This is a genomic window from Nocardia sp. XZ_19_369 (assembly GCF_015355715.1).
In the GTDB taxonomy this organism is placed as follows: domain Bacteria; phylum Actinomycetota; class Actinomycetes; order Mycobacteriales; family Mycobacteriaceae; genus Nocardia.
On the sequence record NZ_JACVED010000006.1, the window covers coordinates 552210 to 564901 of the forward strand.

The following is a 12692-nucleotide window of genomic DNA, read 5'->3' on the forward strand; positions in this document are numbered from 1 at the left end:
CGCTGTTCAGTGCCGCTTTTCGATGCATTGTTCGCTCAGGTGTTCGAAGAACTGATGTTCGATTTCTACCACGTGCCGCCGACAATGTCAGCAGGAAACGCCCGACACTCCTCGAACAGATGTTTGAAACATCGGCCCGACCGGACTAGATTCGAAAGACGAAATTCAAGACAGGCCATGCAGGGATATGCCGGGCGGCGGATCAGCCCGGATACAGCACGGAAGGGCGGTTGCGGTGAGGCACACAGACGACACGGGCGTAGAGAGCGAAGGCGGCGTCGACACGGCGGTTACCGAAGCGGATCTCACCGTGCGTCAACGCAAAGTGCTGGAGGTTATCCGGTCTTCGGTGAGCGAGCGCGGCTACCCGCCGAGCATCCGGGAGATCGGCGACGCCGTCGGGCTGACGTCCACCTCCTCGGTGGCTCATCAGCTGCGGGCACTGGAGCGCAAGGGCTTTCTGCGTCGCGACCCGAATCGTCCACGCGCCGTCGATGTTCGCGGCCTCGACGAGGTGGGGCGCGCGGTGACCACCCTGCACGCCGCCGCCGTCGACGAATCCGATACGGGCGCAGCCGATCCGAACCGGCCAACGCCGACGTTCGTGCCGGTCCTCGGCCGAATCGCCGCCGGTGGACCGATTCTCGCCGAGCAAGCCGTGGAGGACGTGTTCCCGCTGCCCCGCGAACTGGTCGGCGAGGGATCGCTGTTCCTGCTGAAGGTCGTCGGGCAGTCGATGATCGACGCGGCGATCTGCGACGGTGACTGGGTGGTGGTGCGGCAGCAGAACGTCGCCGACAACGGTGACATCGTCGCCGCCATGATCGACGGCGAAGCGACCGTGAAGACGTTCAAGCGCACCGGCAAGGATGTCTGGCTGATGCCGCACAACCCGGTGTTCGAGCCGATTCCCGGCAATGACGCACAGGTACTCGGCAAGGTCGTGACGGTCATCCGTAAGATCTAGCCGGAGTTCGATACGCGAACGGCCGCACGGTGATCCGTGCGGCCGTTCGCGTCTGATACCGCCGTCGCGGATCCTGCGGCATCGTTCACAGCACATTGCCAGCGAGCGCCCAGCGCCTTCACCGCTGCGCGGGTCATGCTCCAGCAGTGACCGTGATCAGTGCTGAACCGGCCCTGCCCGAGGCAACCACCGCAACGGCCCTATCCCCGGCTCGCCGCTGGGAGCGGGCCGGACTTGCCGCGCTGCTGATCGGTACGGCGGTCGCGTATCTCTGGCACATCACCGTCAACGGCATGGGTAACAACTTCTACGCCGCCGCGACCTGGGCCGGTTCACGGAGCTGGAAGGCGCTGCTGTTCGGGTCGCTCGATCCCGGCAACTTCATCACCGTCGACAAGCCGCCGGTCTCCCAGTGGGTGATGGGGCTGTCCGGGCAGCTGTTCGGATTCAGCAGTGCCAGCATGCTGGTCCCGCAGGCTTTGATGGCGGTCGCCGCGGTCTGGTTGTTTTATGCGGCGGTTGCCCGCGCGACCGGCAGCCGGAGCACCGGGCTGCTCGCCGGGGCGGTGCTGGCATTGACCCCCGTGGTGGCGTTGATGTTCCGGTTCAACAATCCCGACGCCGTGATGGTGCTGCTGATGACAGCGGGTGCCTACTGCACGATCAGGGCGCTGGAGCGGGCGAGCGCACGCTGGCTGGCATTGGCGGGCGTCGCCCTCGGATTCGCGTTCCTGGCCAAGATGCTCGAAGGGTTGATGGTGCTGCCCGCGCTGGGTGTCGCCTATCTGATCGTTGCGCCGACGACGCTGCGGAATCGGTTGTGGCACTTGGCCGGTGCCGCCGTCGCGCTGATCGTTTCGTCCGGCTGGTACGTCGTGCTGACCATGTTGTGGCCCGCTTCGTCGCGGCCCTACCTCGCCGGGTCGACCAACAACACGTTCATGGATCTGGTGCTCGGCTACAACGGATTCGCGCGCTTCCTCGGCCAGAATCACAAGGGCGGCAACCGCTTCGAGCTGCCGCCGGGTTACGAGATGCCCCACGACCTCGGGGCAGGCTTCGGCGGCGTCGGTGGATCGGGGCCGTGGCGGCTGTTCACCGGTGAGATCGGATTCGAGATCTCCTGGCTGCTGCCCGCGGCGCTGCTGGCCTTCGGGATTGTGCTGGCGTCACGCCGGCGGGCGCCGCGCACCGATCCGATACGCGGTGCGGCAATGGTTTTCGGATTGTGGTTGATCATCGACGGCATCGCGTTCACCACCATGCAGGGTGGCATGCACGCGTACTACACACTGGCCATCGGGCCTGCCGTCGCGGCGACCTTCGCGCTCGGTGTGCACGAAGCTTGGCGGCGGCGCGACGAGGCGTTCGGCCGAATTGCCGCTGCCGCATTGGTTCTGGCTACGGCCGGGTGGGCTTTCGTTCTGCTGCAACGCAACTCCGAGTGGCTGCCGTGGCTGCGCTGGATTCTGCTCACCGTGGCAGCGCTCGCCACGCTCGGGCTGCTGGCCGGCGCCTTCCCCGCCGTATCGCGTCGGCTGCGCACCCGGACCACCTCGGTGCTGGTGATCGTGGGCGTGCTGGCCGGACTCGGCGGTTCCACCGCTTACGCGGCGGCAACCTTGCCGCAGGCGCACGTGGGCGGCGGCCCGACCGTCGGTCCCGCCGAACCCGAAAAGTCTGGCCCCGCAAACGAAGTCCGCCGCGCGGTCACCGCGTTCCTCGACGGCTCGACCGAACCGCAGGTCGTCGAACTGCTTCGGAATACCACGACCACCTGGTCGGCCGCCGTCGATCGGTCCTCGACGGCCGCGAGCCTGGAGCTGGCCAGTCGCACCCCCGTGATCGCCATCGGCGGCTTCACCTCCGACGATCCGGTGCCCACCCTCCCCGACTTCGAGTACTTGGTCAGCACCCACCAGGTCACGTATTACCTTGCGCAGGAAGTGAAGTTGCCCGACGCCTGGAAAGTCGCCGATCAGCCGGGAATCATCCCGGAACCGGGCCAGCACACCGGCAACGGCCTGTGGCGGCCGACGGGGAACAAGGACATCGCGGAGTGGGTTGCCGTGCACTACACCCCGGTCCACTTCGGCAACGTAGCTGTCTACGACCTGACGGTGACGCCGCATTGACGTTCATGATCGACGGGACATTGCGGCGGCAAAGTGCGAGAAGGGCCGCCGCCATGTCCCGTTGGATCACGAAGTTACGGCCGTGCGGGACATGGCGATTCAGGCGGATCCCCGTTGCGGGTGCCGCCGGACCGAATCAGGTCGTCTCGGCCCGCCGGCAAAGTACGAGAAGCGCCGCCGACGTGTCCCGTTCGGTCATGAAGTTACGGCCGTGCGGGACATGGCGATTCAGGCGGATCCCCGTTGCGGGTGCCGCCGGACCGAATCAGGTCGTCTCATCGGGTGGCGACGACTCCCGCGAGGATGACGCGCAGGCCGTGGTCGAACTCGGCGTCGGGATCGGCGGTGAAAAGCTCGTCGACCAGCGCGGTGGTCAAGGGGTATCGAGTTGCGTCGATGAGGTTTTCGAGGCGCTCGGGCCGGTAGGGGTTGTCGTCGTATTCGGCGCCGGCTCGCGCCTGCTCTTCGATGACGAAGCCGATGGTGTAGTGCAGCAGGATCGGGAAGACGCGGACCGATTGGACCATCGCGAAGCCCGCGTCCTCCAGCGTGCGCAGCGTCAATTCCACTGTGCGCCACATTGCTTCGTCGTTGACGTAGGTGCCCGCGAGCACCTTCGCGCCGTCACGGTAGCGCAGCATCGACCGGCGCAGTCTGCTGGCGAGCTGGATGGTCCAGTCCTGCCAGCCCTGCCCGCGCCGCGGTGCCTCCAAGCCGTCGACGGCGGCGACGAAGACGGTACGTGCCATCGCGTCGAGCAGTTCACGCTTGTTCTTGACGTGCCAGTAGAGCGCGGGGGCCTGCACGTCGAGCGCGGCCGCCACCTTGCGCATGGTCAACCCGTCGAGGCCGACGTCGTCGAGCAGGTTCAGCGCCGCCTGGGCGATGACCTGGGTATCGAGCTTCACAGCCGCCTCCTGTTTCGAACCGGTTGACAGCTTAACAATGTTCATGTCTCCTTAACATCGTTAAAGAGCTTAACATCGTTAAGGAGAAGGTCATGGAGACGACCCAAGTAGTTGTCGCTGGTGGCGGGCCTACCGGACTGATGCTGGCCGCCGAATTACGACTAGCCGGCGTGGACGTTGTCCTGCTCGACGGGCTCGCGCAGCGCACCGGCGAATCACGGTCCGGCGGCATCCACGCCCGCACCATGGAGATCCTCGACCAGCGTGGACTACTCGACTGTTTGCTGCCACAGGGACGCATCATGCAGGCCGGCCACTTCGGCGCGCTCCCTTTGGATTTCAGCGACTTCGACACTCGTTATCCGTACATGCTCGCCGTGCTGCAATCGGTGGTCGAGCGCGAACTCGACCGGCACGCAACCGAACTCGGGGCGCCGGTGCGGTGGGGATCGCCGGTCGTCGGGTTCCAGCAGGACGCGACGGGGATCGACGTCGAAGTCGGCGGACCGGACGGCACCCGCCGAATTCGGGCCGACTACCTGGTCGGTTGCGACGGCGGGCGCAGCGCGATCCGCAAGCTGGCAGGCATCGACTTCGTCGGCACCGACGCGACGATGACCGGGATGCTGGCCGACGTCGAACTGGCCGAGCCGCCCTCGGAGCAGTTCTTCGGCCACCGTCGCGGCGGCGGCGATTTCTCCGCAGTCCAGTTCGAGCCCGGTTGGTATCGACTGGTCGTCCAGCGACACGACCTCGTCATGCCGCGCGGATCAACCCTGACGTTCGAGGACTTCCGGGCCAATTTCGCCGAGATCGCCGGCACCGATTTCGGCATGCACAGCCCACGCTGGGTGACCCACTACGGTGACGCGTCCCGTCAGGCGACGAGCTACCGCGACGGACGCGTGTTCCTGGCCGGAGATGCCGCACACATCCACTACCCCGCAGGCGGCCAAGGCCAGAACCTGGGCGCCCAGGACGCAGTCAACCTCGGCTGGAAACTCGCAATCGCCTTGCACAGCAACGGATCAGACGCGGTGCTCGACACTTACGAATCCGAACGCCATCCAGTCGGCGCCCGCGTCCTGAACAACACCAGGGCGCAGACCGCACTACAGCGGCCCGGCGCGCACACCGAAGCGCTGCGCACTGTGCTGAGCGACCTGATCGACATGGACGCGGTGCGGCAACGGCTCGGACTCATGATCACCGCCCTCGACATCCGCTACGACGTCAAGGGCGATCATCCACTCGCCGGGCGACGGGTGCCCGACGGTGACCTCACCACCGCCGCAGGCGCCACCCGAGTATGCGAACTACTGCGCTCGGGCCGACCAATCCTGGTGCGCCTCAACGGAAACCAGATCCCATCGGCAGCAGGATGGCACGACCGAGTCGACGTGATCGACGCCCGCAGCAGCGCCACCCACTGGCCCATCCCCGGCGTAGGCGACATCGCAGTTCCCGCCGCCATCCTCATCCGACCCGACGGCTACGCAGCCTGGGTAAGCGCCGAACCCGGTACCGACGGCCTCGCCGAAGCACTGACCACCTGGTTCGGCCCAGCGGTCTGAGCCGTCGGCGGGCGGCAGAGCGCCCACCCGCCGTTCACCTCCATGCTGTCCCGGTCGGTGGTCGGTGGTCGGTGGTCGGTGGTCGGTGGTCGGTGGTCGGTGGTCGGTGGTCGGTGGTCGGTGGTCGGTGGTCGGCGGTCGGTGGTCGGTGGTCGGTGGTCGGTGGTCGGCGGTCGGCGGTCGGCGGTCGGCGGTCGGCGGTCGGCGGTCGGACCTCAGCGGTCGATGCTCGGTGGCTGGTGCTTGGCGCTCGACGGTCGATGCTTGGTGGCTGATGCTTGGCGCTCGGTGGCCGGACCGTGGCGGTCAGCCATCAGCGCTCGGCCCTCGGCGCTCGATGCTCGGTGGCCGGACCGTGGCGGTCGGCCCTCAGCGGTCGGCAGTCGGCAGTCGGCAGTCGGCAGTCGGCAGTCGGCAGTCGGCAGTCGGCAGTCGATGCTCGGTGGCCAGCGGTCGGCCCTCGGCGCTTGACGCTTGGCGCTCGGTGGCCGACCCTCGGCGCTTGGTGCGATGCTCGGTGGCCGACCTTGGCGGTCGACCCTCGGCCCTCGGCGGCCGGACCTCGGCAGTCGGCAGTCGGCAGTCGTCGGCCAAGGTTGGATGACCACGGCCAGGGTAGGGCGTCGGGCCACGACCAACGCCGGGGATCGAAGGCTGGGGGCAAGGTTCGGGACGGAGGCCAGAGGTGGGCCGGAGCCGAGGCATTGCCGAGTGCCGACTGGGAATCTCACGGTGGACGGGTTGGCGGCGTCTTCCTCATGTGAGCCTGCAACTCAGATTGTCCGGAAACCACGCTTCGCGCTCGGCTGAGCTCCCTTGGCGGGTGGCCGAGGTGATGCGCGGCGACAGTCGTCCATCGCCGAGGTTGCGAAATCTGGCTCCCATCGGTGCGACTCCCCTACCGCACACCGATGCCGAGCTGGAGCGGCTGCTGACGATGGTGCGGCAAGGTCTGCGCAACGGTACGACCGTCAGCATTGGGCACAGTCGAGATGCCAACTCCGTCGCTGCGGCGGACGCATTCGCCGCCACATGGCGCGAGCGCGGTTTCCATGTGTCAGCGGTCGTCGACTGGCCGGAGGATGCTGCTTCCTGGCTGCGGCAGGCGCGGCGGCTCACCGCAGGGGCGCCCGACGCTTGGGTGATCGCGGCGGAAGTCGCGGGTTTCGTCCAATTGAGCAGACGGCTCGTGCACTCCACGGACTGGACCGCGCGACGCACGTTCGCGTTCGGGTCGCTGGCTGATCCGCGGTGTGGCGCGCTGGCGGGCGCCGGGGTTCGCGATGGACTGCGCGGTGCGACCCGCGACGGGAAAGGGTGGGAGGTCTGCGGCGGCGCGATCGTTTACGGTGCCAACTGACCTACTCGGTTTGGTCGTCGATTGTCGCGACGGAGGCGTTCTTCTTGACCGACTCGATGCCGTTCTTGGCTGCGGCCTTGCTTTCGTAAGCCTGGCTCGCGGCGATGACCTCGCCATTCGACGCCTTCAGTCGCCAGCGGGTCTTCGATGCCTTGTCCGTGTACAACTCGAATTTGGCGGCCATGGTTGCTCTTCTTTCGCTCGACCGGATAACTCCTGTCGTTCGAAGGAGTAACCGTCCAGCGTTTTCTCAATCCTCGCGAAGGAGTCACTACCGGTAGCTAACCATTTGCGGTTAGCAGAACTGGGGGCTCGCTCCCGCGAGATCAAGTGGTCGCCGCTTCTTTCCCGAGCGGTTCCTCCGCATGCGTCGCACCGATCCAGTGCAGCAGGTCGTGGACGGTGTCGTCGGCGAGGCGGTAGCGGACGATGCGGCCGTGTTTGGCGGCGGCGACCCAACCCTGTTGGCGGAGTAGGCGTAAGGCGTGCGAGACGGCGGTGCCGGACATGCCGACCGCGGCGGCGAGGTCGCTGACGCTGATGTCGGGGGCGTGGTGCAGGCACAGCAGCAGCCGGAGCCGGTTGGCATCGGATAAGAGCTCGAAACGGTTCGCCCAGCGTTCGATGCCTGCGATAGCCAGACCCGATGCGGCGCGGTCGGCGTGATCGGGATCCAGCGGAATGCTCACTGCCACACGTCTACTCTGCCGTTCCTGGGCGAATACGACCAGCGCTTGTGAACATCAGAACATATGTTCAGTTGATCAGGTATCGCGGGTATCGTCTCGAGGAGTGAGCAGTACAACCCAAGCCATGCACATGAGCGACGGCATCGTCGACGCGCCGACCTCGTTGATCTTCGCGGTGATCGCGGTCGCGGGCCTGGGCTTCGCGGCGTGGCGGGCCCGCACCGAGCTGGACGAGCGGGCCGCACCGATGGCTGGTCTGGTGGCGGCGTTCATCTTCGCGGTGCAGATGGTGAACTTCCCGATCCTGCCGGGGGTGAGCGGGCATCTGCTCGGCGGCGCGCTCGCCGCGATTCTGGTCGGCCCCTATGTCGGGGCGCTGTGCGTGGCGATTGTTCTTGTCGTGCAGGCACTTCTGTTCGCCGATGGCGGGCTGACCGCGCTCGGTACGAACATCACGAACATGGCATTGATCGGGGTCGCCGTCGGTTACACGGTCGCCCGCCTCTTGCTGCCGGTGCTGTCCCGGCGGCGCGCCGACGCGGGGATCGGGATCGTCGGATTCGTCGCGGCGTTCGTCGGAACCGTCGGCGCGGCTTCGGGTTTCGTCGTCGAGTACCTGGTCGGCGGCGCGGCAGGCTCGACCGTCGGCGCGGTCACCGGATACATGCTGATCACCCACGCGTTGATCGGTGTCGGGGAAGGGATCATCACCGCCATCACACTCGTCGCCGTGGTCAACGCCCGACCCGATCTCGTCTATCTGCTGCGGGTAAGCGGTCAACGTCGCACCGCCACAACACCATTGCGGCCTAAGCTCTCGATGACCGGATTCCTGCTGGCGTTCGCCGCGGTGGCCGTGCTCGTCGCGGGACTGCTGTCCTATGTGGCGAGTTCGCAGCCGGACGGGTTGGACGCGACCACGCAGCGCGGCTGCACCGTGGTCCAGGTCGATGGCGCCGAAGAGCTCCAGGGCGACTGCATCGCCAAGAACGCGCAAGACCACCATCTCGCGAACTCACCACTGGCCGACTACACGATCGACGGCGACGACAAACTGACCGGTGTCGCAGGCATTCTCGGGGTGGCCGCGGCTTTCGCGGTGCTGTTCGCGGTGGTGAACCTGATCCGGATGGGACGACGGAAAGACACTGCCGCGGTGACCGAGTCGGGGTCGACGTAAGTGGCGGTTGCCAGTCACCGCCTGTATCTGCCGGGAAGTTCACCGGCGCACCGGGTACCGGCCGAAGTGAAGATCGTCTGCGCGGTACTCACCGTCTTCGCCGTCGTGGCGACTCCGCGAGAACTGTTCTGGCCCTTCGGTTGTTACGCGCTGGGCTTGGTCGCGCTGTGGCGCTGGGCGGATATCCCGTTGCGCTGGATCGCGCCGCGACTGCTCATCGAACTGCCCTTCGTGGTGCTCGCCGTCCTGCTGCCGTTCGCGGCGGGTGCGCCGAGGACGACGTTTCTCGGACTGTCGCTGTCGACGACCGGGCTGTATGCCGCGTGGGGCATTGTCGCGAAAGGGACCATCGGCGTGGGAGTTTCGCTCACATTGGCCGCGACGACGAGCGTGCGCGAATTGCCGGCCGGCCTGACCAGACTGCGCGTGCCCGGCATGATCGTCACCATCGTGGTGTTGATGCTCCGCTACGTCGACCTCCTGCTGGAGGAAGCCGGCCGGATGCGTGTGGCGCGGATTTCTCGCGGCGACGACCCACGAACCCTGCGCCAAGCAGGTGCGACCGCACGCGGTGCGGGCACATTGTTCCTGCGTTCCTATGAACGCGGGGAACGCGTCCACCTGGCGATGCTGTCGCGCGGATTCACCGGTGCCGTACCGGATTTCGGCGCCCGGCCCGCGACGCGGACGCAATGGATGCTCGGCTGTGTGCCCGCTGTCATCGCGGTCTGTATCTGCGTCACTGCTTGGGTGATCCGATGACCGAATCCGCAACGCCCGCAGTACGTCTGGTCGACCTGACGTTCGCCTATCCCGACGGCACCGGCGCCCTGCACGGCGTGAACCTCGACATCGCCCCCGGCGAACGGATCGCCGTCCTCGGCCCCAACGGCGCCGGGAAATCCACCCTGATGCTGCACCTGAACGGCGTGCTCACTCCGGCATCCGGCGAGGTGCGGATCGGTGGAATCCTGCTGGACCGCAGCACTGTCCGCACCATCCGCCAACGCGTCGGCCTGGTCTTCCAGGACCCCGACGACCAACTGTTCATGCCGACCGTCGAACAAGACGTCGCCTTCGGACCCGCGAATTTCGGCGTCCGCGGCGCCCAGCTCACCGAGAACGTCCGCGATGCCCTCGCCGCGGTGGGCATGTCGGATCGTGCCGAGCGCTCCCCCACCCAGCTCTCCGTCGGCGAGCGCCGCCGCGCCGCACTGGCCACCGTCCTGGCCTGCCGACCAGAAGTACTCGTCTTGGACGAACCCGCCGCCAACCTCGACCCCGTAGCCCGCCGCGAACTGGCCGACGTACTGACCACCCTGCCGACCACCATCCTGATGGTCACCCACGATCTCCCCTACGCCCAACGCATCTGCGACCGCGTGGTCATCCTCGACGCAGGCCGCATAGTCGCCGACGGCCCCACCAACGAAATCCTCGATGACGCAGTGCTTCTGGCCAAACATCGCCTGAGCTGAGCCGCTCGAGCGGACCATTGAAGGCTTGCACCGGCGTCTGGCCGACGGGGCGGCCTCCTCACATGACGTCGGAAGATGGCTTCAGCTAATGACGAATCGGGACTCACTGGGCGGGAGACATCATTTCGCCGCCCCGGCCGAGGACACCGCGATCGACCTGGCGCAGGCGCTGCTCGCCTACGGCTTCGCATACGTGGGTGTGTCGCCGTGGCAGCGGGAGTGGATGGTCACCGTCTTCGATGAGGGACCCTACTCAGCCGACGAGCTGGGCGAGCGCACGATGACAGCGGTCCGCAAAGCCGCTGCCGCGATCGCGCGCGAGAACGGCGCCCGATCGGCCGGCGCGTTGGTCGAGTACGTCGAGGACGTAGCCGAAGGTATCGCAGACGCTGACCTGCTGTTCCGCAATCCCGGTGCGCGCCCGCCGATCCCGCTGCTCCCACCGCTTCCCGATCCTCCGCCGGACGCCCACTGGGAGCTGCCAGCCGACGTGGTCCCGTCGGCCGACGCGTTACTGCCCGCCGACGAACTGGCCGGTCTCGGCGACATCGACTGGCCGATCGTGTCGCAAGACGACCCGGACGAGATCCCGGGGGACGTCCCTACGCTTTTCGCCGCGCTGCGACGGGAAGACGAGGACTGGGAGTGGCTGCTCGCCGAGCTGTGCTACGTCCATCTACTGCCGCACGGAACCTGTTATCAAGCCACCCCGATAGGGATGCGGCACCTCGCGAGGCTCGCGGCGCCCGGCACGCTGCCCCTGGTCGCCGAGATCTCGGCGTGGGCCCGGCTCGACCTCGACGACATCGGCCTCACACCGCAGCTGACAGCCGCCTTCATCCTCACCGACTGCCGCAAGTAGATATCGCTACCCGCACCGAGTAGCGACCGGCGCCGACGACCTCAGGCGCCGCGACCAGTGCGCTGCTGGAGCTCATCGATCAGCTCCGACGCCTGCGCTTTGGTCAACCCCTCCGGCACCTCCTCGCCCGCCTCCTGGGCCAGGGTCTGCAGGTAGGACTTCTGCGGCCCGGTCATCGGCTCGTCACCGGTGGTCCACTGCTCGGGATCCTTCTCCGGATTCGGCTGCACCATCATCGCTCCTCACACTCGACAGAACGCATGTTCGACCCCTACTTACCCGGATCATCGATCCTCAACCACCGCAGTCGAGCGGCAGTGTCGGGTGGTGCAACCGAATGGAGACCTCCGTATCAGGACAGCTTCAGCGACCGCCCGATGATTTCCTTCATGATCTCGGTGGTGCCGCCGTAGATCGTTTGCACGCGAGCGTCCATGTACGCCTTCGCGATCGGGTATTCCTTCATGTAGCCGTAGCCGCCGTGCAGCTGCAGGCAGCGGTCGATGAGCTCGACCTGCTCTTCGGTGCTCCACCACTTGGCCATGGCGGCGTCCTCGACCGAGAGCTTGCCGTTGTTGAGGTCTTCGATGAAACGGTCGACCAGCACGCGGACCGCAGTGGTCTTGGTGGCCAGTTCGGCGAGGACGAAGCGGGTGTTCTGGAAGGTGCCGATGGGCTTGCCGAACGCCTTGCGGTCGCGCACGTACTGGATGGTCATGTCCAGGCACGCCTCCATGGCGGCGGCGGCCATCACGGCGATGGAGAGGCGCTCCTGCGGGAGGTTCTGCATCAGGTGGATGAAGCCGGCGCCTTCCTGACCGAGCAGGTTGGCGGCGGGCACCCGGACGTCGGTGAAGCTCAGTTCGGCGGTGTCCTGCGCCTTGAGGCCGAGCTTGTCGAGGTTGCGGCCGCGCTCGAAGCCGGGCATGTCGCGCTCGACGACGAGCAGGCTGAAGCCCATCGCGCCCTTCTCGGGGTCGGTCTGCGCGACCACGATGACGATGTCGGCGTTGATGCCGTTGGTGATGAAGGTCTTGGCGCCGTTGAGCACCCAGTCGTCACCGTCGCGGACCGCGCGGGTCTTGATGCCCTGCAGGTCGGAGCCGGTGCCCGGCTCGGTCATCGCGATCGCGGTGATGATCTCGCCGGAACAGAAGCCGGGCAGCCAGCGCTGCTTCTGCTCCTCGTTGGCCAGTTCCAGCAGGTACGGCGCGATCACATCGTTGTGCAGGGCGAAGCCGAGACCGGAGTACTGGCCGCGGACCGACTCCTCGGCCACGATCGCGTTGTAGCGGAAGTCCTTGACCCCGCCGCCGCCGTACTCCTCCGGCATGGCCATACCGAGGAAGCCCTGCTTGCCCGCCTCGAGCCAGACCGCGCGGTCGACGATCCCCTGCTCTTCCCACTCAGCGTGGTTCGGCGCGACATGCTGATCGAGAAACTTGCGGAACGACTCCCGGAACAAATCGTGCTCGGGTTCGAACAGTGTGCGCTCCACACCAACCTCCTAGGGGACAACACCCGGCCGGTCCACACCGA

At 66.8% G+C, this 12692-nt stretch carries 13 protein-coding genes and 1 pseudogene; 9 read left to right on the forward strand and 5 right to left on the reverse strand.

Annotation, left to right across the window (positions count from 1 at the left end):
- Positions 1-235 precede the first annotated feature (235 nt).
- Both lexA and IBX18_RS24715 read left to right on the forward strand, forming a co-directional pair.
- Positions 236-967, forward strand: coding sequence for a transcriptional repressor LexA (lexA, locus tag IBX18_RS24710; RefSeq protein ID WP_194835887.1), 732 nt, complete (start codon positions 236-238; stop codon positions 965-967).
- A 146-nt stretch (positions 968-1113) separates the two neighbouring features.
- The gene (locus tag IBX18_RS24715; protein WP_194835888.1) at positions 1114-3102 is read left to right on the forward strand and encodes a glycosyltransferase family 39 protein; all 1989 of its coding nucleotides are present in this window, start codon (positions 1114-1116) and stop codon (positions 3100-3102) included.
- A gap of 275 nt (positions 3103-3377) precedes the next feature.
- Here IBX18_RS24715 and IBX18_RS24720 read toward each other — a convergent pair whose 3' ends face one another.
- On the reverse strand, positions 3378-4010 hold the full coding sequence (locus tag IBX18_RS24720; RefSeq protein WP_194835889.1) for a TetR/AcrR family transcriptional regulator C-terminal domain-containing protein: 633 nt from the start codon (positions 4008-4010) through the stop codon (positions 3378-3380).
- 92 nt (positions 4011-4102) lie between these two features.
- On the opposite strand from IBX18_RS24720, the gene IBX18_RS24725 reads away from it, so the two are divergent.
- A complete protein-coding gene (locus IBX18_RS24725) occupies positions 4103-5584 on the forward strand; it encodes an FAD-dependent monooxygenase (protein ID WP_194835890.1) in 1482 nt (493 codons plus the stop codon).
- Between the two features lie 823 nt (positions 5585-6407).
- Positions 6408-6944, forward strand: coding sequence for a hypothetical protein (locus IBX18_RS24730; RefSeq protein WP_228541645.1), 537 nt, complete (start codon positions 6408-6410; stop codon positions 6942-6944).
- A gap of 1 nt (position 6945) precedes the next feature.
- Here the strand turns inward: IBX18_RS24730 and IBX18_RS24735 are convergent, their stop codons facing one another.
- Positions 6946-7128 carry a YegP family protein gene (locus tag IBX18_RS24735; RefSeq protein WP_194835891.1) on the reverse strand — a complete coding sequence of 61 codons (183 nt, stop codon included), beginning with the start codon at positions 7126-7128 and terminating at the stop codon, positions 6946-6948.
- Between the two features lie 142 nt (positions 7129-7270).
- On the reverse strand, positions 7271-7621 hold the full coding sequence (locus IBX18_RS24740) for a helix-turn-helix transcriptional regulator (protein ID WP_228541758.1): 351 nt from the start codon (positions 7619-7621) through the stop codon (positions 7271-7273).
- Between the two features lie 136 nt (positions 7622-7757).
- On the opposite strand from IBX18_RS24740, the pseudogene IBX18_RS42285 reads away from it, so the two are divergent.
- From IBX18_RS42285 to IBX18_RS24760, 5 genes and pseudogenes are all read left to right on the forward strand, one after another.
- Positions 7758-8402 (forward strand): annotated as a pseudogene (locus IBX18_RS42285) (energy-coupling factor ABC transporter permease); the annotation flags it as partial.
- Positions 8403-8453: 51 nt separating this feature from the next.
- A complete protein-coding gene (locus tag IBX18_RS42290; RefSeq protein WP_228541759.1) occupies positions 8454-8813 on the forward strand; it encodes a PDGLE domain-containing protein in 360 nt (119 codons plus the stop codon).
- Entirely contained in the window at positions 8814-9575 is a 762-nt protein-coding gene (gene cbiQ, locus IBX18_RS24750; RefSeq protein ID WP_306796390.1) for a cobalt ECF transporter T component CbiQ, read from the forward strand.
- Positions 9572-10291, forward strand: a complete 720-nt coding sequence (locus IBX18_RS24755; RefSeq protein WP_194835894.1) for an energy-coupling factor ABC transporter ATP-binding protein — start codon at positions 9572-9574, stop codon at positions 10289-10291. Before cbiQ ends, IBX18_RS24755 begins: the two co-directional genes overlap by 4 nt.
- 88 nt (positions 10292-10379) lie before the next feature.
- A complete protein-coding gene (locus IBX18_RS24760) occupies positions 10380-11153 on the forward strand; it encodes a hypothetical protein (protein WP_194835895.1) in 774 nt (257 codons plus the stop codon).
- A gap of 41 nt (positions 11154-11194) precedes the next feature.
- On the opposite strand, the gene IBX18_RS24765 is transcribed toward IBX18_RS24760, so the two are convergent.
- Positions 11195-11386, reverse strand: a complete 192-nt coding sequence (locus IBX18_RS24765; protein WP_194836015.1) for a DUF3072 domain-containing protein — start codon at positions 11384-11386, stop codon at positions 11195-11197.
- Positions 11387-11505: 119 nt separating this feature from the next.
- Positions 11506-12651, reverse strand: coding sequence for an acyl-CoA dehydrogenase family protein (locus IBX18_RS24770; protein ID WP_147139984.1), 1146 nt, complete (start codon positions 12649-12651; stop codon positions 11506-11508).
- Between the last annotated feature and the right edge of the window lie 41 nt (positions 12652-12692).

What these genes read in the sequence shown, in the direction of transcription:
- IBX18_RS24725 (WP_194835890.1), top strand. Translation starts at nt 4,103, where the DNA reads ATGGAGACGACCCAAGTAGTTGTCGCTGGTGGCGGGCCTACCGGACTG.
- IBX18_RS24735 (WP_194835891.1), bottom strand. Translation starts at nt 7,128, where the DNA reads ATGGCCGCCAAATTCGAGTTGTACACGGACAAGGCATCGAAGACCCGC.
- IBX18_RS42290 (WP_228541759.1), top strand. Translation starts at nt 8,454, where the DNA reads ATGACCGGATTCCTGCTGGCGTTCGCCGCGGTGGCCGTGCTCGTCGCG.
- IBX18_RS24755 (WP_194835894.1), top strand. Translation starts at nt 9,572, where the DNA reads ATGACCGAATCCGCAACGCCCGCAGTACGTCTGGTCGACCTGACGTTC.
- IBX18_RS24760 (WP_194835895.1), top strand. Translation starts at nt 10,380, where the DNA reads ATGACGAATCGGGACTCACTGGGCGGGAGACATCATTTCGCCGCCCCG.
- IBX18_RS24765 (WP_194836015.1), bottom strand. Translation starts at nt 11,386, where the DNA reads ATGGTGCAGCCGAATCCGGAGAAGGATCCCGAGCAGTGGACCACCGGT.